The 21,990-nt window shown below is 73.7% G+C and carries 23 protein-coding genes; 17 read left to right on the top strand and 6 right to left on the bottom strand.

The genetic code is table 11. The features are described 5' to 3' along the window. Positions 1-37: 37 nt before the first annotated feature. From DCS98_RS17415 to DCS98_RS17385, 6 genes are all read left to right on the top strand, one after another. Positions 38-847 (top strand): ankyrin repeat domain-containing protein, encoded by an 810-nt coding sequence (locus DCS98_RS17415; RefSeq protein WP_116452650.1) that lies wholly within the window; start codon positions 38-40, stop codon positions 845-847. Between the two features lie 161 nt (positions 848-1,008). Next, positions 1,009-4,746 carry a multifunctional oxoglutarate decarboxylase/oxoglutarate dehydrogenase thiamine pyrophosphate-binding subunit/dihydrolipoyllysine-residue succinyltransferase subunit gene (locus DCS98_RS17410; RefSeq protein WP_241038259.1) on the top strand — a complete coding sequence of 1,246 codons (3,738 nt, stop codon included), beginning with the start codon at positions 1,009-1,011 and terminating at the stop codon, positions 4,744-4,746. A 4-nt stretch (positions 4,747-4,750) separates the two neighbouring features. After that, positions 4,751-4,933 (top strand): DUF6104 family protein, encoded by a 183-nt coding sequence (locus DCS98_RS17405; RefSeq protein WP_116452648.1) that lies wholly within the window; start codon positions 4,751-4,753, stop codon positions 4,931-4,933. Then, a complete protein-coding gene (locus tag DCS98_RS23690; RefSeq protein WP_241038250.1) occupies positions 4,930-6,441 on the top strand; it encodes a metal-dependent hydrolase in 1,512 nt (503 codons plus the stop codon). The genes DCS98_RS17405 and DCS98_RS23690 overlap by 4 nt, the downstream gene beginning before the upstream one ends. A gap of 18 nt (positions 6,442-6,459) precedes the next feature. Next, entirely contained in the window at positions 6,460-7,794 is a 1,335-nt protein-coding gene (locus tag DCS98_RS17390) for an MFS transporter (protein ID WP_116452647.1), read from the top strand. Next, a complete protein-coding gene (locus tag DCS98_RS17385) occupies positions 7,791-9,239 on the top strand; it encodes a pyridoxal phosphate-dependent decarboxylase family protein (protein ID WP_116452646.1) in 1,449 nt (482 codons plus the stop codon). Before DCS98_RS17390 ends, DCS98_RS17385 begins: the two co-directional genes overlap by 4 nt. Here the strand turns inward: DCS98_RS17385 and DCS98_RS17380 are convergent. Both DCS98_RS17380 and DCS98_RS17375 read right to left on the bottom strand, forming a co-directional pair. Then, a complete protein-coding gene (locus DCS98_RS17380; protein ID WP_116452645.1) occupies positions 9,229-10,428 on the bottom strand; it encodes an NAD(P)-dependent malic enzyme in 1,200 nt (399 codons plus the stop codon). The two genes, DCS98_RS17385 and DCS98_RS17380, sit on opposite strands and share 11 nt — an antisense overlap. 40 nt (positions 10,429-10,468) lie before the next feature. Next, positions 10,469-10,846, bottom strand: coding sequence for a S26 family signal peptidase (locus tag DCS98_RS17375; protein ID WP_241038248.1), 378 nt, complete (start codon positions 10,844-10,846; stop codon positions 10,469-10,471). 51 nt (positions 10,847-10,897) lie between these two features. Here DCS98_RS17375 and sodN point away from each other — a divergent pair, with 51 nt between their 5' ends. From sodN to DCS98_RS17340, 7 genes are all read left to right on the top strand, one after another. Continuing rightward, positions 10,898-11,302 carry a superoxide dismutase, Ni gene (gene sodN, locus DCS98_RS17370; RefSeq protein ID WP_241038246.1) on the top strand — a complete coding sequence of 135 codons (405 nt, stop codon included), beginning with the start codon at positions 10,898-10,900 and terminating at the stop codon, positions 11,300-11,302. Positions 11,303-11,423: 121 nt separating this feature from the next. Continuing rightward, complete coding sequence (locus DCS98_RS17365; RefSeq protein WP_241038244.1) at positions 11,424-12,650, top strand: PP2C family protein-serine/threonine phosphatase; 1,227 nt, start codon at positions 11,424-11,426, stop codon at positions 12,648-12,650. A gap of 48 nt (positions 12,651-12,698) precedes the next feature. After that, positions 12,699-13,364 carry a phosphatidylserine decarboxylase gene (locus DCS98_RS17360; protein ID WP_116452642.1) on the top strand — a complete coding sequence of 222 codons (666 nt, stop codon included), beginning with the start codon at positions 12,699-12,701 and terminating at the stop codon, positions 13,362-13,364. A gap of 10 nt (positions 13,365-13,374) precedes the next feature. After that, positions 13,375-14,175: a CDP-diacylglycerol--serine O-phosphatidyltransferase gene (gene pssA, locus DCS98_RS17355; protein ID WP_116452641.1), complete on the top strand. Its 801-nt coding sequence runs from the start codon at positions 13,375-13,377 to the stop codon at positions 14,173-14,175. Then, positions 14,172-14,678: a GNAT family N-acetyltransferase gene (locus tag DCS98_RS17350; protein ID WP_116452640.1), complete on the top strand. Its 507-nt coding sequence runs from the start codon at positions 14,172-14,174 to the stop codon at positions 14,676-14,678. Before pssA ends, DCS98_RS17350 begins: the two co-directional genes overlap by 4 nt. Further along, on the top strand, positions 14,675-15,112 hold the full coding sequence (locus DCS98_RS17345; RefSeq protein ID WP_116452639.1) for a hypothetical protein: 438 nt from the start codon (positions 14,675-14,677) through the stop codon (positions 15,110-15,112). The genes DCS98_RS17350 and DCS98_RS17345 overlap by 4 nt, the downstream gene beginning before the upstream one ends. Before the next feature lie 16 nt (positions 15,113-15,128). Further along, a complete protein-coding gene (locus DCS98_RS17340) occupies positions 15,129-15,911 on the top strand; it encodes an HAD-IIA family hydrolase (RefSeq protein ID WP_116452638.1) in 783 nt (260 codons plus the stop codon). On the opposite strand, the gene DCS98_RS17335 is transcribed toward DCS98_RS17340, so the two are convergent. Next, positions 15,908-16,396, bottom strand: a complete 489-nt coding sequence (locus tag DCS98_RS17335) for a hypothetical protein (protein WP_241038242.1) — start codon at positions 16,394-16,396, stop codon at positions 15,908-15,910. The genes DCS98_RS17340 and DCS98_RS17335 overlap by 4 nt on opposite strands. 95 nt (positions 16,397-16,491) lie before the next feature. Here DCS98_RS17335 and DCS98_RS17330 point away from each other — a divergent pair, with 95 nt between their 5' ends. Then, positions 16,492-17,514, top strand: a complete 1,023-nt coding sequence (locus tag DCS98_RS17330; protein ID WP_116452637.1) for a diacylglycerol/lipid kinase family protein — start codon at positions 16,492-16,494, stop codon at positions 17,512-17,514. Between the two features lie 310 nt (positions 17,515-17,824). Then, positions 17,825-18,076: a WhiB family transcriptional regulator gene (locus DCS98_RS17325; RefSeq protein ID WP_116452636.1), complete on the top strand. Its 252-nt coding sequence runs from the start codon at positions 17,825-17,827 to the stop codon at positions 18,074-18,076. 235 nt (positions 18,077-18,311) lie between these two features. Here DCS98_RS17325 and DCS98_RS17320 read toward each other — a convergent pair whose 3' ends face one another. Further along, positions 18,312-19,793: a sensor histidine kinase gene (locus tag DCS98_RS17320; protein WP_116452635.1), complete on the bottom strand. Its 1,482-nt coding sequence runs from the start codon at positions 19,791-19,793 to the stop codon at positions 18,312-18,314. An 89-nt stretch (positions 19,794-19,882) separates the two neighbouring features. Between DCS98_RS17320 and DCS98_RS17315 the strand changes: the two genes are divergently transcribed. Further along, positions 19,883-20,356, top strand: coding sequence for a GNAT family N-acetyltransferase (locus DCS98_RS17315; RefSeq protein WP_241038240.1), 474 nt, complete (start codon positions 19,883-19,885; stop codon positions 20,354-20,356). A gap of 3 nt (positions 20,357-20,359) precedes the next feature. Here the strand turns inward: DCS98_RS17315 and DCS98_RS17310 are convergent, their stop codons facing one another. Together DCS98_RS17310 and DCS98_RS17305 are read right to left on the bottom strand one after the other, a co-directional pair. After that, positions 20,360-20,584, bottom strand: coding sequence for a biotin/lipoyl-binding carrier protein (locus DCS98_RS17310; protein WP_116452633.1), 225 nt, complete (start codon positions 20,582-20,584; stop codon positions 20,360-20,362). 54 nt (positions 20,585-20,638) lie between these two features. Beyond that, complete coding sequence (locus DCS98_RS17305; protein WP_116452740.1) at positions 20,639-21,685, bottom strand: biotin carboxylase N-terminal domain-containing protein; 1,047 nt, start codon at positions 21,683-21,685, stop codon at positions 20,639-20,641. Between the two features lie 170 nt (positions 21,686-21,855). Between DCS98_RS17305 and DCS98_RS24135 the strand changes: the two genes are divergently transcribed. Further along, positions 21,856-21,930, top strand: a complete 75-nt coding sequence (locus DCS98_RS24135) for a 50S ribosomal protein bL37 (RefSeq protein ID WP_014377707.1) — start codon at positions 21,856-21,858, stop codon at positions 21,928-21,930. Positions 21,931-21,990 lie beyond the last annotated feature (60 nt).

Raw genomic sequence — 21,990 nt, 5'->3', positions numbered from 1 at the left:
AGGGCCCCGTCCCCGCCCACGGAGAACGGAGGTCCGCGTGACCACGCGCATGACGGTCCAGCGACTGAGCCGGCTGATCGCCGCCGGGGACGTCGACGAGGTGCGCGCCGCCCTCGATGCGTCGCCCCGCCTGGTCGGCGCGACCCTCGAGCGGGACGGCCAGGGCGCGTGGACCCCGCTGCACGTCGCCGTCGCCGAGGGGCAGCCCGACGTGGTGCGCGTGCTGGTCGAGGCGGGTGCCGACCTGTCGGCCCGCACCGAGTTCAACCGGACGCCGCTGCACATGGCGCTGCAGCACCACCCGGAGCTCGTGCCGCTGCTGCGGCAGCTCGGGGCTGCGGTGGACGCGCCGAGCGCCGCCTACCTGGGCGACGTCGACGAGCTCGGCCGCCACCTGGACGACGGCGTCGAGCCCGGCGACCGGACCAGCGGCGCCGACCTCCTGTCGTGGGCGGCCTTCGGCGGCGCGGAGCCGACCGCCGAGCTGCTGCTGGCCCGCGGTGCGGACGCCGACACCGGCGCGCTGCACTACGCGGCGGGGGGAGGGCGGCTGCGGCTCGTCCGCCTGCTGATCGAGGCCGGCGCCCAGGTGAACCGGCGGGATCCCGCCACCGGGCGGACGCCGCTGCACGCGGCAGTCGGCGCCGACCCCGGGGACGACGCGGCGGAGATCGTCCGGGTCCTGCTCGCTGCCGGGGCGGACGTCACCGCCACGACCAACGACGGCGCGAGCGCCCTCGACATGAGCAGGGTCGCCGCGGCGCGCCACCGGCGGGCGGATGCGGGCCGGGCCACGGCCAATGACGCCCTGGCCGATCTCCTCGTGTCGCACGGCGCCACCGACTAGGACCGTCGCACCCGGTCGGGGACGACGACCGGGCGTAGACTCGACACCCGGTCCAGCCATGCCCTCAGGCTCGTGCACCACGGCCTGCGGTCACGACGACAGCAGCACTGCACACACGACGCAGCCAACAGACGAAGAAGGCACTCGACCCCGTGTCAAGCGTGAGCTCATCCCGGCCCTCCCCCGCGTCCTCCTCCCCGGTGGCCGGCTTCGGCACCAACGAGTGGCTGGTCGAGGAGATGTACCAGCAGTACCTCGCCGACCCGGCCAGCGTGGACCAGGCGTGGCACGAGTTCTTCGCCGACTACCGGCCCGGCAGCCCGGTGGGGGCCGCCGACCGCACCGAGCAGGCGGCGTCCAACGGGGCCGCCGCGCCGAAGCAGCAGCCGGCCGCGCCCGCTCCCGCGCCGAAGCCGGCCCCCGCCCCGAAGCCGGCCGCCGCCGCGCCCGCGGAGAAGCCCGCCCCCGCGCCGGCCGAGAAGCCCGCGGACAAGCCCGCCCCGGCCGCCGCCAAGTCCCCCGCGACGCCGGTCGCCGCCGGCTCCCAGTCGCCGCTGCGCGGCGCTGCCGCCGCCGTCGTCAAGAACATGAACGTGTCGCTCACCGTCCCGACGGCGACGAGCGTGCGCGCGGTGCCGGCCAAGCTGCTGGCCGACAACCGCATCGTCATCAACAACCACCTGGCCCGCTCCCGCGGTGGGAAGGTGTCCTTCACGCACCTCATCGGCTACGCGCTGGTGCGGGCGCTGGACGACTTCCCGAACATGAACAACGCCTACGCCGAGGTCGACGGCAAGCCGGTGCTGGTGCAGCCCGAGCACGTCAACTTCGGGCTGGCCATCGACCTGCCGAAGCCCGACGGCTCCCGCTCCCTCGTCGTCGCCTCGATCAAGGCGGCCGAGGAGATGGACTTCGCCCAGTACTGGGCCGCCTACGAGGACGTCATCCGCCGGGCGCGCCAGAACAAGCTGACGATGGAGGACTTCTCCGGCACGACGATCAGCCTGACCAACCCGGGCACGATCGGCACCAACCACTCCGTTCCGCGGCTGACCGCCGGCCAGGGCGCGATCATCGGTGTCGGGGCCATGGAGTACCCGGCCGAGTTCCAGGGGATGAACCCCGACGCGCTGACCGAGATGGCCGTGTCGAAGATCATCACGCTGACCTCGACCTACGACCACCGGATCATCCAGGGCGCCGAGTCCGGCGACTTCCTGCGCCGCCTGCACGCCCTCCTGCTGGGCGAGGACGGCTTCTACGACGAGGTCTTCCGCTCGCTGCGGATCCCCTACGAGCCGGTGCGCTGGATGCCGGACGTGCGGATCACGCGCGAGGGGCAGATCGACAAGGAAGCCCGCGTCATCGAGGTCATCGAGTCCTACCGGCGCAACGGCCACCTCATGGCCGACACCGACCCGCTCGAGTTCAAGGTCCGCACCCACCCCGACCTCGACATCCTCGAGCACGGCCTGACCCTCTGGGACCTCGACCGGAAGTTCCCCGTCGGCGGCTTCGCCGGCGAGAAGCTGATGGCGCTGCGCGACATCCTCGGTGTCCTGCGCAACTCCTACTGCCGCACGGTCGGCGTGGAGTACATGCACATCACCGACCCCGAGGAGCGCGAGTGGCTCCAGAAGCGGGTCGAGGTCAAGCACGAGCAGCCCGACCGCGAGAAGCAGAAGCACGTCCTGGGCCGGCTCAACGCCGCCGAGGCGTTCGAGACCTTCCTCCAGACGAAGTACGTGGGGCAGAAGCGGTTCAGCCTCGAGGGCGGCGAGTCGCTGATCCCGGTCCTGGACGAGGTCCTGCTCGCCGGCACCGACCACGGCCTCGACGAGGTCGCGATCGGCATGCCGCACCGCGGCCGCCTCAACGTCCTGGCCAACGTGCTGGGCAAGAGCTACGCGAAGATCTTCGGCGAGTTCGAGGGCAACATCGACCCCGGCACCGTCCAGGGCTCCGGCGACGTGAAGTACCACCTCGGCGCCACGGGCACTTTCCGCAACCCGTTCAAGCCGGAGGCCGAGATCGCCGTCTCGCTGGCCAGCAACCCGAGCCACCTCGAGACGGTCAACCCGGTGCTCGAGGGCATCGTCCGGGCCAAGCAGGACATGATCGACAAGGGCGAGCAGGGCTTCACCGTCCTGCCGGTCCTCCTGCACGGCGACTCCTCCTTCGCCGGTCAGGGCGTCGTCCAGGAGACGCTCAACCTCTCCCAGCTGCGCGGCTACCGCACCGGCGGCACCGTGCACGTGGTCGTCAACAACCAGGTCGGCTTCACCACCAGCCCGACCGCGGCCCGGTCGAGCCTCTACTCGACCGACGTCGCCCGGATGGTCAACGCCCCGGTCTTCCACGTGAACGGCGACGACCCCGAGGCCTGCGTGCGGGTCGCCCGCCTCGCGGTCGACTACCGGCAGGAGTTCAAGAAGGACGTCGTCATCGACCTCGTCTGCTACCGCCGGCGCGGGCACAACGAGGGCGACGACCCGTCGATGACCCAGCCGCTGATGTACGACATCATCGACCGCAAGCGCTCGGTCCGGAAGCTCTACACCGAGGCGCTGGTCGGTCGCGGCGACATCACGCTGGACGAGGCCGAGGAGGCCCTCAAGGACTACCGGGGCCAGCTCGAGCGGGCCTTCGCCGAGACCCACGACGCCCAGGACTCCTCGAAGCCCGAGCCCGTCATGGACCCGCGCACCCCGCAGGAGTCGCAGGTCGAGACGGCGATCAGCCGCGAGGTGCTCAAGGCGGTCGGCGACGCGCACGTCTCCTTCCCGCCGGACTTCACCCCGCACCCCAAGCTGCAGAAGATGCTCGAGAAGCGGGCCGCGATGGTCAGCGAGGGCGGCATCGACTGGGCGATGGGCGAGCTGCTCGCCTTCGGGTCGCTGCTCATGCAGGGCGTCCCCGTCCGCCTGGCCGGCCAGGACTCCCGCCGCGGCACCTTCGTGCAGCGCCACTCGGTCCTCATCGACCGCGAGACCGCTGCCGAGTACACGCCGCTGCTGAACCTCACCGACGACCAGGCGAAGTTCTTCGTCTACGACTCGCTGCTGTCCGAGTACGCGGCGCTGGGCTTCGAGTACGGCTACTCCGTGGCCAACCCGAAGGCGCTCGTGCTCTGGGAGGCGCAGTTCGGCGACTTCGTCGACGGCGCCCAGATGGTCATCGACGAGTTCATCAGCTCCGGTGAGGCCAAGTGGGGCCAGCGCTCCGGCGTGGTCATGCTGCTGCCGCACGGGCTGGAGGGTCAGGGCCCCGACCACTCCAGCGGCCGCATCGAGCGGTTCCTGCAGCTGTCGGCCGAGAACAACATGACGGTCGCCAACTGCTCGACGCCGGGCAACTACTTCCACCTGCTCCGCCGCCAGGCGCTCTCCGACGTGCACCGCCCGCTGGTGGTCTTCACGCCGAAGTCGCTGCTGCGGGCCAAGGCGGCGGTCAGCGCCGTGGAGGACTTCACCGAGCAGAGCTTCCGGCCGGTGCTGCCCGACACGGGCGTCGGCGGTGAGCCGCTCGACGCGTCCGCCGTCCGCAAGGTGCTGCTCTGCAGCGGCAAGGTCGCCTACGACCTCCTGGCTCAGCGGGAGAACGACGGCACCGCCGACACCGCGATCGTGCGCGTCGAGCAGCTCTACCCGCTGCCGGCCGAGCAGATCCGGGCCGAGCTGGAGCGGTACCCGGACGCGAACGACGTCGTGTGGGTGCAGGAGGAGCCGGCCAACATGGGCGCCTGGCAGTTCATGGCGGTCAACCTCCCCGAGCACCTGCCGCAGGGCCGCACGTTCCGCCGGGTCAGCCGGCGGGCGTCGGCGAGCCCGGCGGTCGGGTCGGCCAAGGTGCACGAGGTCGAGCAGCGGAAGCTGATCACCGAGGCGTTCGCGGACTGAGCGCATGTACTTCACCGATCGCGGGCTCGAGGAGCTCGCCGACCGGCGCGGCGAGGAGCAGGTGACGCTCGCCTGGCTGGCCGACCAGATGCAGGCGTTCGTCGACCAGAACCCCGACTTCGAGGTGCCGGTCGAGCGGCTGGCCACCTGGTTGGCCCGCGGGGGCACGGACGACGACGACGAGTGACCGCGCCGGCGGCGGCTGAGCTGCCGCTGGCGCGGGTCGCCGTCCGGTCCGACGTCCGGAACCCGGACGCCTGGTACTGGGAGGTGCCCGCCGTCGCGCAGCTGCGCTCCGGAGGGCTCGACCTCGCCCCGGTGACGGTGCTGGTCGGTGAGAACGGCAGCGGCAAGGCGACGGTCGTCGAGGCGGTCGCCCGGGCGTGGCAGGAGTCGCTGACCGCCCAGGTGAAGCACTGGGGCCCGCTCCCCTCCGCCGAGGACGCCGACCTCTGGCGGGAGCTGGAGCTCCACGGCCAGCATCCCCGGCCGCAGGGCGGTGTCTGGTTGCGTGCCGAGGCGATGCACGGCCTGTTCGCCGGCATGGACAGCGCCGCCGTCGAGCTGCGCGCTTTCGACGGCCTCCCTCTCGACGCCCGCTCCCACGGCGAGGCCTTCCTCGCGCTGCTCGAGTCGCGCACGCTGGAACGGGGGCTGTGGATCCTCGACGAGCCGGAGTCCGCGCTGTCGTTCCGGTCGTCGCTGCGCCTCCTGGCGCTGCTCCACGGCATGCGGACGACGGGGTCGCAGGTCGTTCTGGCCACCCACTCCCCTCTGCTGGCCGCGCTGCCCGATGCCCGCATCTACGAGCTCGACGCCTCGGGGTTCACCGAGCGGACGTGGAGCGAGCTGGATCTCGTGCGCGACTGTGGAAGCACCCCCTCCCCCTCACCCCTCGCACGCTCGGGGCGAGCCTCTGGAGGGGGCCGATCCGCGCGCCTCCCGCGCCGGCCGACGACGTGCCGTCACCCTGTGCGCGTGCTCGGACACTCGCACGCCCTGTCGGGCCTGGCTGCCGGTGCGGCGACGCTCCCCTGGGCGCCCGTGCACGGCACCGTCGCGCAGGTCGCCTGGATCTCGGCGGCCGGCGGGTTCGCGATGCTGCCCGACCTCGACCAGCAGGGGTCGACGATCTCGCGGATGTGGGGGCCGTTCACCGACGCGCCCTCGGGCCTGGTGGGCACGGTCGCCCGTGGGCACCGCTGGGGCACCCACGACGCCGTCCTCGCCCCCGCCGTGCTCGGCGGGCTGGCCTACCTCGCGGCCGGTGCGTACTGGTCCAGCCTGCTGCTGATGGCGCTGGCCATCGGCCTGGCGCTGCGGGCGCTGCACTTCGTGATCCCGGGGACCACCGAGACGACCATCATCGGCAACCTGCTGCTCTCCTGGGGTGGCGCCTGGTACCTGCTCGAGCACAGCCCGAGCCCCGCCTGGCTGCCCTGGGCGGTCGCCCTGGGGGTGCTCACCCACATCGCGGGTGACTTCCTGACCAAGGAGGGCATCCCCGTCCCGGTCTTCTGGCTGATCCGGCGCAGTCGGCTGGCGCCGATCCACCTGCGCACCGGCGCCTTCGTCGAGAAGGCCGTGCTGGTACCGGCGTTCCTCGTCGCGATCGCCGTGTTCGTGTACCTCAACACCGCGGCGGGCACGACCATCGACCCGATCGTGGAGAGAATCCTCAGCTCGGGCGGCTGACCGGTACGTTCCGATCTCGTGACCGCCGTCTCCCCCGCGCCGCGCCTGACCCGCGGCACGCACGTCGGCTACGCGCTGGGCTCCATCGGGACGGCCGCCTTCGGCACCGTGCCGGGCCTGCTGCTCCTCTACTACCTCACCGACGTGCTCGGCGTCGCCGCCGGGATCGCCGGGCTGGTGGTGTTCCTGCCCAAGGCGTGGGACGTCGTCCTCAACCCCTGGATCGGCAGCCGGTCCGACCGCACCGAGAGCCGGTGGGGGCCCCGGCGCCCGTGGATGCTGGCCGGCGCGGTGACCCTGCCGCTGCTGTTCGTCCTGATCTTCGCCGGGCCCGGCGAAGCCCCGGGTCTCGGCGCGGTGTGGGTGGCCGTCACGTTCCTGCTGGCCGCGACCGCGTACGGCTGCTTCCAGGTGCCCTACGTCGCCCAGCCCGCGGAGATCACCGACGACCCGGGTGAGCGCTCCACGCTGATGTCCTGGCGCGTGGCCGCCCTGGCGCTGGGCATCCTGCTCGCCGGTGCGGGCGCACCCGCCGTCGTCGACGCCTTCGGCGACGGGCGCGGGGGTTACCTCGCGATGTCGGTCTTCGTCGCCCTGCTGCTCGCCGTCGGGATGCTCGGCGCCGTCGCCGGGACACGGCGTGCGCCGACGCTGACCCGCGTCCGGAGCGAGGGGCGCCTCGGGGCGACCCTGCGGCTGGCCTGGGCGTCGCGGCCGTTCCGCGTCCTGCTCGTCGGGTTCGTCGTCCAGGCGCTCGGCATCGGCGTGATGCTCGCCGGCGTCCCGTACTTCTCCGAGCAGGTCCTCGACGACCCCGACGCCGGCACGCTGCTGTTCGCCGCGCTCGTCGCCCCGGCCATCCTCGTGATGCCGCTCTGGCTGCGGGTGGGGCGTCGGCTCGGCAAGCGCCGAGGGCTCCTGCTGGCGTCGTCCCTGTTCGCCTGGGGGGCGTCGATGCTGGCGATCGCAGGCCCGCTCGGCACCGCGGCAGCCCTGCCGCTGGTGGTGCTGATCGGTGTGGGCTACGCCGGGATGCAGATGTTCCCGCTGTCGATGCTCCCCGACGTCATCGCCGCCGACGAGACGGCGTCCGGCGAGCGCCGGGCCGGCGTCTTCACCGGGGTCTGGACGGCGGCGGAGACGCTGGGGCTGGCCGTCGGCCCCGGGCTGCTGGGCCTCCTGCTGGCCGCCGCCGGATACGTGTCCTCGACCGGTGACGAGGTGGTCGCGCAGTCCGGCCCCGCCGTCGCCGCCGTGCGCATCGGGTTCACGATCGTCCCGGCTCTGCTCGTCCTGGCCAGCATCCCCGTCCTCGCCCGGTACCGCCTCGACGCCGTGGAGACCTCCGCATGACCCCGCAGGACGTGCTCGCCGAGCTGACCGCTCTCCAGTCCGGCGACCTGCCGACCCACGGCGGCGCGACGATGGCCTACGTCTACGACTCCGGCCGCACGGAGATCGAGGAACTGGCGGCGGCCGCGCAGGCGGCGTTCCAGTGGACCAACGCCCTCGACCCGACCGCCTTCCCGAGCGTGGCGCGCATCGAGAACGACCTCGTCGGGGCCGCCGCCGGCCTGCTCGGCGGGGACGCCGCCACGGTCGGGACGCTGACCAGCGGCGGCACGGAGAGCTGCCTGCTGGCGGTGCTGGCCGCGCGCGAGCGGTGGCGCCGGCGGGGTGGGCAGGGGCGCCCGCGCCTGCTGCTGCCGGTGACCGCGCACGCCGCCTTCCGCAAGGCCGCGCACCTGTTCGACCTGGACATCGCCGACGTCCCGGTGGACCCCGCCACCTGCCGTGCCGTCCCGTCCGCCGTCGCGGACCTCCTCGACGAGCGGACGGCGCTGGTCGTCGTCAGCGCGCCGTCCTACCCGCACGGGGTCCTCGACCCGGTCGGCGAGATCGCCGCGGCGGCCGCCGCGGCGGGCGTGCCGTGCCACGTCGACGCCTGCATCGGCGGGTGGATCCTGCCCTTCCTGGACGACGTCCCCGACCCCTTCGACCTGTCGGTGCCGGGCGTCACCTCGCTCTCGGTCGACCTGCACAAGTACGGCTACGCCCCCAAGGGCGTCTCGGTGCTGCTGACCGCGGACCCGGAGCTGCGGCAGGAGCACTGGTTCGCCACCGCCGGCTGGCCCGGCTACCCGGTGGTGAACCCGACGCTGGCCGGCACCCGCCCGGCCGGCGCCATGGCCGCTGCCTGGGCGATCCACCGCTGGCTCGGGGACGACGGCTACCGGGCGCTGGCCCGCCAGGCGCACGAGGCGACGCGGGCCCTCGCGTCGGGTATCGGCGGCATCGCCGGCCTCCGGGTCGTCGGCGACCCGGTCACCACCCTGGTGGCGGTCGCCCAGGACGGCCCGGACGGCGTCGACGTGCTGAACCTGGCCGACGAGATGTCCGCGCGCGGATGGCTGCTCCAGCCGCAGCCGCCCTTCGCCCAGCCGGACGGCGAGCTGCCGGCCACGCTGCACCTGACCGTCACCGGCGCGACCGCGGGCCGCGTCGACGCGCTGCTGGCTGATCTGGCGGAAGCGGCCCGCGTCGCCGCCGCGCTGCCCCGCCCGGTCGCCGACCCCGAGCTCGTCGCGGCCGCGGCGACCCTCGACCCCGCGACCCTGACGGTGGCCGAGGTCGACGGCCTCCTGGAGCTGGCCGGGGTCGGCGGCGGGCAGCTGCCCGAGCGCATGGCGCCGGTGCACGCCCTCGTGGCGGCGCTCCCCCGGCCCGTGGCCGAGCGGCTGCTCGCCGGCGTCCTCGACCTGGTCTACCGGCCGAGCCGGGACGTCGCTAGCGCGTGACGCCCTGCTCCCGCGCGCAGGCACCGACCGCCGCGGCGACGGCCTCGGCCACCCGGCGGTCGAGCGGGCTGGGCACCACGTAGTCGGCGCGCACCTCGTCGCCGACCACGTCGGCGATGGCGGTGGCCGCGGCGAGCTTCATCTCCTCGGTGATGCTGGTCGCCCCGGCGTCGATCGCACCGCGGAAGACACCGGGGAACGCGAGCACGTTGTTGATCTGGTTCGGCAGGTCGCTGCGCCCGGTGGCCACGACGGCGGCGTACTTCGCGGCCATCTCCGGGTCGACCTCCGGCGTCGGGTTGGCCAGGGAGAAGACGATGCAGTCCGGGGCCATCGAGGCGATCGCCGACTCCGGGACCGATCCACCGGAGAGCCCGAGGTAGACGTCGGCACCCTCGAGGGCGCCGACCATGGTCCCGGCGTAGCCGGCTCTGTTCGTGTTCGCGACCAGCCACTGCTTCATCGGCGTCAGGTCGTCGCGGCCGGCGTGCAGCACGCCCTTCGAGTCGGCCACCGCGATGTCGCCGATGCCCGCCTCGACCAGGATCTTCGTGCACGCGACCCCCGCCGCCCCGGCGCCCGCGACCACCACGCGCAGGTCGCCGAGCTCGCGGCCGACGACCTTCGCGGCGTTGCGCAGGGCCGCCAGGACGACGATCGCCGTCCCGTGCTGGTCGTCGTGCATGACCGGGATGTCCAGGCGGTCCCGCAGCCGCGCCTCGATCTCGAAGCACCGCGGAGCGCTGATGTCCTCCAGGTTGATCCCGCCGAAGGACGGGGCGATCGCGGCCACCGTCTCGACGATGGCGTCGACGTCCGTCGTCGACAGCACGACCGGGACCGCCGAGAGGTCGGCGAACTCCCTGAACAGGCAGGCCTTGCCCTCCATGACCGGCAGGGACGCCGTGGGCCCGATGTCCCCGAGCCCGAGGACGGCGGTGCCGTCGGAGACGACGGCCACCACGCGGGGCGCCCAGGTGAACCGGCGGGCCAGCTCCGGCTCGGCGGCGATGGCGCTCGACACCCGGGCCACGCCCGGTGTGTAGGTGAGCGCGAGGTCGGCGATCGACTCGATCGGCCGGGTCGCCGTCACCGAGAGCTTGCCGCCCTCGTGCACCGCGAAGGCCGGGTCGTCGGCGAAGCGGTCGGTCGTGGCGGCGTCGTCGCCACCGGGAGAGTTGCCGCCCATGGACACCGAGCGTAATCGGGCGGCGGACCTGTACCGCCGGTCAGGTGCGCGGTACGGCCGGCACCCGTCCCGGGCGCGGCCAGAGGCGGCACACCACGCGGCCGACGACGACCGCCGGGCCGAACGCCCGGCTGTCGTCCCCCACGAACGCGTTGTCCCCCTCGACCCAGTGCCCGCCCGGCACCTCGCGCCGCACCCGCTTGACGACCAGCAGCTCGGGGCGGGCGGGGAAGCGGGCCAGGACGACGTCGCCGGGACGCACGGCCGAGGACGACCGGACGCGGCGGGCGAGGAGCCGGTCGCCGTGGCGGACCGACGGCGACATCGAGGGCCCGGTGACCCGGACGGTGACCCAGACGCTCTCCAGCGGCGCGACCGGCGCGTGAGGCTGGTCTCCCGCCCTGTCGTCGCTGATCACCGCGAGTAGGGTCGCAGACGACCCGAATTCACGACATCCGGAGGTACATCCGTGCGTCTCACCCGCATGTTCTCCGCCGTCGAGGCCACCGCGCACTGCGACCTCCCCTGCGGCGTCTACGACCCGGCCCAGGCCCGCATCGAGGCGGAGTCCGTCAAGGCCATCCAGGAGAAGTACCAGGGCAACGAGGACCCGGTCTTCCGCACCCGCGCGATCCTGATCAAGGAGCAGCGAGCGGAGCTGGTCAAGCACCACCTGTGGGTGCTCTGGACCGACTACTTCAAGCCCCCGCACTTCGAGAAGTACCCGCAGCTGCACGAGCTGTTCAACAAGGCCACCAAGCAGGCCGGCGCGGCCGGTGGCAAGGGCAGCATGGACCCGGCCGAGGGCCAGAAGCTGCTGGACTACATCGCCGAGATCGACAAGATCTTCTGGGAGACCAAGGCCGCCGCCTGATCTCCGCACGAGAACGCCGCGGACGGCGCCGGATGACCTCGGTCGTCCGGCGCCGTCCGTCGTGCGGTGGGGATACGGTGCCTCGCCGGGGCCGGGGCCGGGCGGCAGGACGGGGACCATCGTGATCGACGTCGGGGCGCTGCTCCAGCAGGTGGAGGCGGCCGCACCCATCGACGCCGTCGAGGTGGTGGCCGCCGAACTCGGCCGCATGGTCGACGCGCGGGCGGTGAACCTCCTCGTCGCCGACTTCAGCGGACGGGCCGTCGTCCGGCTGACCTCCGCGGAGCTGGTCGAGGGCGCACGCGCCCAGGGTTCCGAGCGGGCGGAGACGCTGCCGCTCCCGGGCACCCGCTACGAGCACGTGCTGCGCACGCAGCAGGCGGACGTCGAGCCGGTCGGGGACGGCGCCCGCGTGCTCGTCCCCGTCACCGACCGGGGGGACGCCATCGGGCTGCTGCAGCTGGACCTGCCGCGCTACCCCTCGGCCGACGAGGTCGAGGACATCAGCGGCGCGGCGCACGCCCTGGCCTACGTGCTCATCGCCGCACGCCGGCACACCGACGTCTTCGAGTGGGGGCAGCGCTCCACCCCCTTCGTCCTGGCCGCGGAGATCCAGCGCCGGCTGCTGCCCCCCGCCTACACCTGCGAGGCCGGTCAGTTCACCCTCGCCGGCTGGCTGGAGCCGGCGGCCACCGTCGGTGGGGACACCTTCGACTACTCCCTCGACCGGGACACGCTCCAGCTGTCCATCACCGACGCCGTCGGGCACCAGGTGCAGTCGGCCCTGGTGGCCACGCTGCTCGTGGGAGCGCTGCGCAACGCCCGTCGGCGGGGCCTCGGCCTCGCCGACCAGGCCGGCTACGCCAACGACGCGCTGGCCGAGAACGCCGGGCCGGGTCAGTTCGTCACCGGCCAGCTGCTGCAGGTCGACCTGCACAGGGGGACGGCGGGCATCGTCAACGCCGGGCACACCCTGCCGCTGCGGTTGCGCGACGGGCGCGTCGAGGAGATCGGCCTGCGCATCGAGCCGCCGTTCGGCGTCGTCCCGGGCCGGTCGTTCGAGGTGCAGCCGTTCCCGCTGGAACCGGGCGACCGGCTGGTCTTCCTCACCGACGGCATGCTGGAGCGCAACGCCGCGAGCCTCGACGTGGCCGCCGCCCTGGCCTGCAGCGCGGACCTGCACCCCCGCGAGGTGGTCCACGAGCTGGGCGCCGCGGTCCTGCGGGCCACCGGGGGCGACCTCCGCGACGACGCGACCATGGTGTGCCTCGACTGGTACGGCGGGCCGCAGCGCGACCGCGTCACCGAGTTCGGTGCGGATCCAGGGCGCGCGTCGGGCCCCGCCTGATCGGCACCTCGGACCTCCCGGGCGCGGGCCGGTACCGTTCGGCTCACCATGCGCATCGACCGGGCCGGGTGGCCTTTCATCACCGGACCCCTGGCCCCGGCGGCCCTCGCGTGGGTCGTGAGCCGGTCGACCGGCCGGCGCGGCCTGGGCCGCCTCGCCTGGCCCTTCCTGGCCCTCTCCGCCTACATGGCGCTGTTCTTCCGCGACCCCGACCGGCGCTGCGACAGGGTGCCGCCCGACCCTGACGACGTCCTCTCCCCCGCCGACGGCGTGGTCATGGTCGCCGGCGAGCCCCAGGACGGCGTCGCGCCCGACGGCGAATGGCAGCAGGTCAGCGTCTTCCTGTCCGTGGTCGACGTGCACGTCAACCGCTCCCCCTACCGCGGCGAGGTCGTGGAGAGCTCCTACCGCAAGGGCAGCTTCCTGGCCGCCTACCGCAAGGAGTCCGCGCACCGGAACGAGCGCAGCGAGCTGCGGGTGCGCGATGGCGACCGCACCGTCGTCTTCCGGCAGATCGTGGGCGTGCTGGCGCGGCGCATCGTCACGCGGACGGGGCCGGGTCAGCGGCTGGCCACGGGCGAGCGGATGGGCCTGATGAAGTTCGGCTCCCGGATGGACGTCTTCGTGCCACCCGAGTGCACGGTCACCGTGACGAAGGGGCAGCGGGTGCGGGGCGGCGAGACCGTCATCGCCCGCTGGCCCGCCGCGGGCTGAGGGGGACCGCATGCCATCGACACGCCGCACGACCACCGTCGAGTTCGTCCGCGGGTCCGTCCGCGGCACCCGCCGGCGGGCGCTCGCGACGCTGCCCAGCCTGTTCACGCTCGCCAACATGTTCTGCGGGTTCTTCGCCATCCTGGTCGCCATCCGCGGCGAGTACCGGCTGGCCGCCGTCCTCATCGGTCTGTCGATCGTCTTCGACATCACCGACGGCGCCGTGGCCCGGCTGGTCGGAGCGGTGACGCCGTTCGGGTTGCAGTTCGACTCGCTGGCCGACCTGGTGTCGTTCGGGCTGGCCCCGTCGCTCCTGGCCTTCACGCTCTTCTCGCAGGGCCGCGACGAGTGGGACCCCCTGGGCTGGGTCGCCTGCTTCGTGTGGCTGGCCTGCGCCGCCATCCGGCTGGCGCGCTTCAACACGACGGTCGACCCGACGGCCGACAAGCGGTACTTCACCGGCCTGCCGAGCCCCGGGGCGGCCGGTGTCGTCCTGGCGTCGGTGTTCGCCTTCGGCGACCACCTGGAGGGCCGTGACCGGCTCTGGGTGCTCCTGGTCGTCGTCGTGCCGGCCCTGCTGATGGTCAGCAACATCCGGTTCCGGTCGTTCCGGTCGCTGGTCAGCCCGAAGAGCGGCAAGCCCTACGCGATCATCGCCCTCGCCGTCGTCCTGGTCGTCGGTTTCGCGCTGGCGCCGACGGTCACCGGCGTCGCGCTGGCCTACGGCTACCTGCTCGCACCGCTGCTGCTGCCGATCGTGTCCCCGCTGGCGAAGCTCCTGCCGACTCGCCTCAAGGAGGTCCTGTCATGACCGTGCGCCCCGTCCGCCCGGACGACGTCCCGGCCGTCGTCGGGCTCGTCCGCGAGCTGGCCGACTACGAGCGCGCGCTGCACGAGGTCCGCCTCACCGAGGAGCAGCTCACCGCGTGCCTCTTCGGCGACTCCCCCGCGCTGTTCGGGCACGTCGCCGAGCACGACGGCGAGGTCGTCGGCATCGCGCTGTGGTTCCTCAACTTCTCGACCTGGCGCGGCACCCACGGCATCTACCTCGAGGACCTGTACGTCTCCCCCGGGCACCGCGGCAGCGGGCTCGGCAAGGAGCTGCTCCGCACGCTGGCGGCGGTCTGCGTCGAGCGCGGGTACTCCCGGCTGGAGTGGTCGGTGCTGGACTGGAACGCGCCGTCGATCGAGTTCTACAAGGCCGCCGGCGCGGTCCCGATGGACGAGTGGACTGTCTTCCGGCTCACCGACGACGCGCTGACCTCGTTCGCCTCCGTCGAGGGGACGGCTCGACCGCTAGCGTCTCCTTCATGATCGACTGGCGCGACAGCACCCCCCAGCCGGTCCAGGACGATCTCGATGGGCTGGTCGGGCCCGCCCTGGACACAGCCGAGCAGCTGCTCAACGAGAACGGGGAGTTCTTCCCCTTCTCCCTGACCCTGACAGCTGACGGGGGTCTCGGCTTCGTCCACGGCGACCCCGGACACGGCGAACGCCCACCCTCGCAGGCGGTGCTGGAGGTCCTGTACGACGGTGCCGGCGCCGAGCGCGACTCCCTGCGCGCCGTCGCCTTCGTCGCCGACGTCCGGTACGAGGGGTCCGACGCCGTCCGCGTCGAGCTCGAACACCGCGACGGAGGACCCGCCCTGGCGGTGCTGGCGCCCTACTCGCTGCAGGGCCTCATCCGGAAGCGCGCACGCTTCGCCGCCCTCCGCCTGGCCGAGGGCACACCTCGCACGTGGCTCTGACGAACGGGAGAACACCATGACGACCGAGCGCGTGCCGCCCGAGTGCTGGCTCACCGACATGGACGGCGTCCTCGTCCACGAGGAGAAGGCGCTGCCGGGCGCGGCGGAGTTCCTCGAGCGGCTGGTGCAGAAGCAGCGCCGGTTCCTCGTGCTCACCAACAACTCGATCTTCACCCCGCGCGACCTGGCGGCGCGGCTGGCCCGAACCGGCCTGCACGTGCCCGAGCAGTCCATCTGGACCTCCGCGCTGGCGACGGCGGACTTCCTCACCACCCAGCTGCCCGGCGGCTCGGCCTACGTCATCGGCGAAGCGGGCCTGACCACGGCGCTGCACGAGGTCGGCTACGTCATGACCGACACCGACCCGGACTACGTCGTCCTCGGTGAGACGCGCACCTACTCGTTCGAGGCCATCACGCGCGCGATCCGGCTGGTCGGCCGCGGCGCCCGCTTCATCGCCACGAACCCCGACGTCACCGGGCCGTCGCCCGAGGGTCCGCTGCCCGCCACCGGGTCGGTCGCCGCGATGATCACCCGCGCCACCGGCGCGGAGCCCTACTTCGTCGGCAAGCCGAACCCGATGATGTTCCGCAGCGCCATGAACCGGATCGAGGCCCACTCGGAGTCGACGATCATGATCGGCGACCGCATGGACACCGACGTCGTCGCGGGCATCGAGGCGGGCCTGGAGACGGTCCTGGTGCTGTCGGGGTCGACCGCCGCCGGCGACGTGGGGCGGTTCCCGTTCCGGCCGAGCCGGATCCTCGACTCGATCGCCGACGTCATCGACCTGATCTAGCCGCGACGCTCCTCGTCGCGCTCGACGTAGGCCAGCCGGGCCTCGGGAGTGGTCAGCAGGTAGAGCACCGCGGCGACGAGCAGCAGGATCGGCAGCCCGATCAGGGGGCGCTGGGCCTCGAACGCGGTGACGAACCCGGTGAGGCCGAAGAAGATCTGGGCCGCGATGACGGGCCCGCGCGCCCAGCCGGCGACCCGCGCCAGCGCGCGTGCCGCCGTGGCGAGGCCCACCGCGACGAGGGCGAGGATCACCACCTCGGCCAGGGCCCGGGCGTAGCTGTCCGGCGTGCTGGTCAGGGTCAGCCACAGCCAGACGACGGCACCGGCACCCACGGCGGCCGCCTGGACGCCGACGACGACGGCGGCCCAGCGCAGCGACCCGGGGGCCTCGGTGCGCGGTCGCTCGGGGCGCGGTGCCGTCGGGTCGGCGGCCGCGCCGAACAACCGGTCCAGGGCGCGGCGGGGCGGCTGCGTCGGCTCGGTCACGACGGCGAGATTACGCGGGTGCGCCCGCCGTCCGGCCGTTCCGGTCGGGGCCGGCCTCCGGCGGATCCGCGCCCCTGCTGGTTAGCCTGACCTCCATGCGCGCGCTCGTGGTGGTGAATCCGGCGGCGACCAGCACCAGCTCCAAGATGCGCGACGTGCTGGTCGGCGCGCTCGCCAGCGAGCTGAAGCTGGACGTCGTCGAGACCTCCCACCGCGGGCACGCCCGCGAGCTCGGCGCGCAGGCCGCCGCCGAGGGCATGGATCTCGTGGTGTCCGTCGGGGGCGACGGCACCGTCAACGAGGTCGTCAACGGCCTGCTGGCCGAGGGGCCGTCCCCGCACCTGCCCACGCTCGCCGTGGTCCCGGGCGGATCGACCAACGTGTTCTCGCGGGCGCTGGGCCGTTCGCGGGACCCGGTGGAGGCGACGGCCGAGATCCTCGCCTCGCTGCGCGCGGGCCGCACCCGGCTGGTCTCGCTCGGCACGGCGAGCGCGACGGGGACGAGCACCGCGCCGGTGAGCGGCACCGCACCCGGCGCCGCCGAGGTGGTGGCCGCCGCCGACGCCGCCGCGCACGACCGGTGGACGACGCCGCGCTGGTTCGTCTTCGCCGCCGGCCTGGGCTTCGACGCCGAGGTCATCGCCCGTGTCGAGGCCCGTCGGGCCGCGGGCCGGCGCTCCACCGGCCCGCTGTACGTCAAGGAGGCCACCGCGGCCTTCCTGCTCGGCCGCGAACGGCGCCGTCCGGCGATGTCCCTGCACCTGCCGGGCGAGCCGGACCTCGACGGGCTGTTCCTCTGCCTGGTCTCCAACGTCAGCCCCTGGACGTACCTGGGCGCCCGCCCGGTGAACCCGTCCCCGGAAGCCTCCTTCGACACCGGCCTCGACGTCTTCGCCATGGGCCGGATGGGGCCCCTGCGGATGCTGCACACCCTCCGCCAGACCCTGGCGCGCGAACCCGACGCCCGCGGCCGTGGCGTGCACCGCCGGCACGACCTCGGGGAGCTGACGCTGACGGCGTCGCGACCCCAGGGGTGGCAGGTGGACGGCGAGCACCTGGGGACGGCGACGGGTCTGCGCGTGCAGCACGTGCCGGCCGCTCTCCGGGTCGTCGCCTGACCCGTGCCGCCCCGGCCCCTCACGCACGGCGGACGGGCGTTGTCAACGCTCCTCGACGGCGTGTGGTTCCGTCGAGTGGCGGGCCTAGCACGCCCGTGGTGAGCTTGCTCACGAGGGGTCCCACGACGGCCTCGATCTGCTTGACAGGCGTCTTTCTCGTGAAAACATCGCGTGAAGAACGCAACTTGCCGGTAACAAAGCAAGTGAGTCGCTGAGCCAAAGCGCTGGGCAACCGGTGTCGGCCCTGAACCGCGGTCCGAGGCCGGCGACTGATGTACCAACCGTAGACGACACCGAGGAGTACACCGCCATGGACTGGCGCCACCGCGCGCTCTGCCGGGACGAGGATCCGGAACTGTTCTTCCCCATCGGGACGACCGGTCCGGCCGTCGTGCAGATCGAGCAGGCCAAGGCCGTGTGCCGCCGCTGCCCCGTGGTGCAGTCGTGCCTGGACTGGGCCCTGCGCTCGGGTCAGGACTCCGGCGTCTGGGGTGGGCTGTCCGAGGACGAGCGACGCGCACTGAAGCGCCGTCAGGCTCGCACCCGGGTGCACACCGCCTGAGCCGGAGCACCACCGGCACCCGGGGGACCTCCCCCGCGGCGCCCCGCACGACCGACAGAACGCCACGAAGGCCGGTCCGGGAACTTCCCGGGCCGGCCTTCGTGCCGTGTGATCTGTCGTCCTCCGGACGACACCGCCACCAATTGCCGTCCCCTGTTGAGCGGAGCCGCTGTGTCGCGGCTGCGCGGGAGCCTCCGGCCCCCACTCGCCGCGACGGCTCGTCCCCGGCTCCCTGCTAGCGCCTCGGCTGGCCGGCTCCTGGGAGCGTCAGAACGGCCTCTGTTCCCTGCTGGTCGGGCGGGCTGCCCATCGTCAGCGTGCCGCCCAGCTCGCTGGTGACCAGCGTCCGCACGATCTGCAGGCCCAGCCCGTCGCTGGCCGCGGGGTCGAAGTCCTCGGGCAGGCCGCGACCGTTGTCCCGCACCCGCACCACCAGGTCGTCGCCGTCCCGCTCCGCGACCAGCTCGATGCTCCCCGGCTCCCCGTCGGGGAAGGCGTGCTCGGCGGCGTTGTGCAGCAGCTCGGTCACCGCCAGGACCAGCGGCGTGGCCGCGGCCGCGGGCAGCTCCCCGAAGGACCCCGTCCGCCGGGTGCGGGCCGCGGGACCGACCGACGTCAGGTCGCCCAGCATCGGCAGCACCTGGTCGAGGACGTCGTCGACGTCCACGACGTCCTCCCGGCTGCCGGCCAGCGTCTCGTGGACGACGGCGATCGACGCCACCCGCCGCACCGACTCCTCCAGCGCGGCCCGTGCCGCCGGCTCGGTCATGCGCCGGGCCTGCAGCCGCAGCAGCGCGGCGACCGTCTGCAGGTTGTTCTTCACCCGGTGGTGGATCTCGCGGATGGTCGCGTCCTTGGTCAGCAGCGCCCGGTCCCGGCGCCGGACGTCGGTGACGTCGCGCACGAGGACCAGGGCACCCGCCTCTGCCCCGGGTGCCTGCAGCGGCAGCGCCCGCACCAGCATCGTGGCCGTGGGCCCCTCGACGTCCACGGGGTCGGGGAACCGCCCCGACACGGCGGCGGCGATGCCCGCGGCGGCGGACTCGCCGGCGACCCGGTCGGCCGCCGCCACCCGGGTCAGCTCCGCGAGGTCGGCGCCCACCACGTCGCCCGGGACGCCGATGCGCCGGTAGGCCGACAGCGCGTTGGGGCTCGCGTAGATGGCCCGGCCCCCGGCGTCCAGGCGCACCAGACCGTCACCCACCCGCGGGCTCATCTCGGCGTCCTGCAGCTTCTCCGGCGGGAACGTGCCGGCCGACACCATCAGGCACAGGTCAGCGGCGATGTCGAGGTAGGTGAGCTCCAGCGTCGACGGCGACCGGGTGACGGCCAGATTGGTGTCCTTGGCCAGGACCGCCACCACCACCCCGTCGTGGCGGACGGGGATGACCTCGCGGCGCCGAGGTGCCGCACCCGACCAGTCGGGCTCGCCCTCGGTGACCGGCCGGCCCTCCCGGTGCGCGGTCACGAAGGGCGCGGCGATCTCTCCGGACACCTCGCTGCCGACCAGGTCCTCCGGCCGGCTCGTCGGTGCGGTGAGCGGCCGCACCTGCGCCACGCACCACCAGGCCCCGCTCGCCAGCGGCACCCACAGCGTGAGGTCGGCGAAGGCGAGGTCGGCGAGCAGCTGCCAGTCGGCGACCAGCCGACGGGCGTGCTCGACCTGCGAGGGGTGCGACGCCGACCCGCGGGTCAGCCGGTCCGAGAGGCTGCTCATGCGGCGCCGGAGGTGTCCATGGTGCTCCGAGCGTAAGGCGGCCCACGCCTTAGGCTGCCCGGGTGGTCCGCCCCGCTCCTGCTCCGTCCGTGCAGCCTGCCCGCCCCGACGAGTTCGAGCGCATCGCCGAGCTGACCGTCGGCGTCTACGTGGAGGGCGGCCTCGCCTCCTCCGGGTACGTCGCCGAGCTGGCCGACGTCAGCGGCCGGTCCGCGCGGTCGCAGCTGCTGGTGGTCCGGGACGACGACGGCCGCGTGATCGGCAGCGTGGCGCTCGTCCTCGACGGCAACTTCGGCGAGGTGACCGAGTCCGACGACGAGGCCGCGTTCCGGATGCTCGTCGTGGACCCGCAGGCGCGGGGCCGCGGCACCGGCGAGCTGCTGGTCCGGACCTGCCTGGACCTGGCCCGCGCCGCTGGCAAGCGGCGCATGGTGCTCTCGACCGGCCCGGCGATGACGGCGGCCCACCGCCTCTACGAACGGCTGGGCTTCCGGCGGCTGCCCGAGCGCGACTGGACGCCGGTGCCCGGCATCGACCTCATGGTCTACGCGCTGGAGCTGTGACCCTCAGGCGTCGGTGACGGTGGCGATCAGGTCGCCCTCCTGGAGCACCTCGCCCTCCACCACGTGCATCTCCTGGACGACACCGGCGCGCTCGGTGAGGACGGGGATCTCCATCTTCATCGACTCGAGGATGACCAGGGTGTCGCCGGGCGCCACCGTCGCGCCGGGCTCCACGAGGACCTTCCAGACGCTGGAGACCATCTCCGCGTGGATCTCCTCGACCGCCACCGTGCCTCCTCGTGAGCGTGCACCGAACCCGGCGATTGCATCCAAGCACGCCACTCAGGCGGTGGGGACGCTGCTCCCGGCAGCCAGTCGCGCGAGCACCGCGCAGACCTCGTCGCCGTCGTGCGGCACGCCCACGTCCGGGAGGTCCGACAGCTCCCGGGAGACAGCTCCTGCAGCGGTCGCTGTCGCCGGGCCGCCGGCGCTGACCGTCGCCAGCAGGGCGTCGTACCACCCGTCCAGCCGGTCGCCGGGTTCGTAGCCGCTGACGGCCACCACCGGCACGTCGTCCGCCGGACGTCCCGACTGCACCGGCAGCGAGCCGGTGACCCGCCCGGCCGTCCCCGGGGGGAGCGTCGACCGCAGCTGCGCGGCCACCGCCGCACGCGGGCCGCGGCCGGCCGGCGCCGGCGCGGCTGCGCCACCCGCGCTGCGGAGGGCGAGCTCCACGGCGTCCACGCCGTGGGCACGCTCGAGGACGGCGATGTCGAGCGAGAAGCCGGCCGCCACCTCGGCGAGCTCTCCGTCGGGTGACACGCCGACCGTGGCCAGCCCGCGCCAGCCCACCTCTGCCACCCGGCGGGCGGCCGCGGGCAGCGCCGGCGCGCTCCCGTCCCACCCGTCCGGGGTCCAGGAGACGCGGGCGATCCCGGCCGCCCGGTCACGCGCGACCGGGGTCGCGAACCGCAGGCCGTCGGCGGTCACCCACGCGAGGAACCCCCGCTCGCTCGCCGGCTCCACGCCGTCACCGCCGAGGCGCTCGAGCACCTCGGCGTCGGGTCCGACCCACGTCAGCCCGGCGTCGACCACCGCCGCCGCCAGGCGCGCGTTGCCGGCCAGCGCGGGCGGCACCGGCAGGACGGCGCCGACACCGCTGCGCCGGGCCGCCTCCACGATGCGGTCGACGGCGAGGTAGGACTCGCTCGCCGGAGCCGGCCCGAGGAGCACCGCCTCGTCGGCCAGCCGCACGTGGCGCGCCGACCGCTCGGCCTCCGAGTGCACCGCCACGGCCTTCACCCCGAGACGGGTGCACGCCGAGATCACGGCACACGCGGCCGGCCCCCGTCCTGCCACGAGCACGCTCTCGATCGCCAGCTGCGCCACCACTGCCCCCTCAGCAACCCCCCGCCCGGCACGCAGCCGGAGCGCCCCGTGAGAGGCTTGCAGCGTCAGCTTGGCGGTTCCGGCGGCCCCGCGCACGATAGTGACCGGCGTCCCGGCCCGCGAGAACGAGGGGTCTGCAGCCCCACCGGCAGCGAGAGGAGGGCAGCGCGATGTCCAAGCGTGGACGCAAGCGTCGCTCCCGCAAGGGGAACAAGGCCAACCACGGCAAGCGGCCCAACGCCTGAGAGCGACGAGAAGCGCCCCACCTCCGCGGATGCAGAGGTGGGGCGCTTCGTCGTCGGCGG

It is taken from the genome of Blastococcus litoris (genome assembly GCF_003075095.1).
In the GTDB taxonomy this organism is placed as follows: domain Bacteria; phylum Actinomycetota; class Actinomycetes; order Mycobacteriales; family Geodermatophilaceae; genus Blastococcus_B; species Blastococcus_B litoris.
This window is presented reverse-complemented; position numbering and strand designations above follow the sequence as displayed.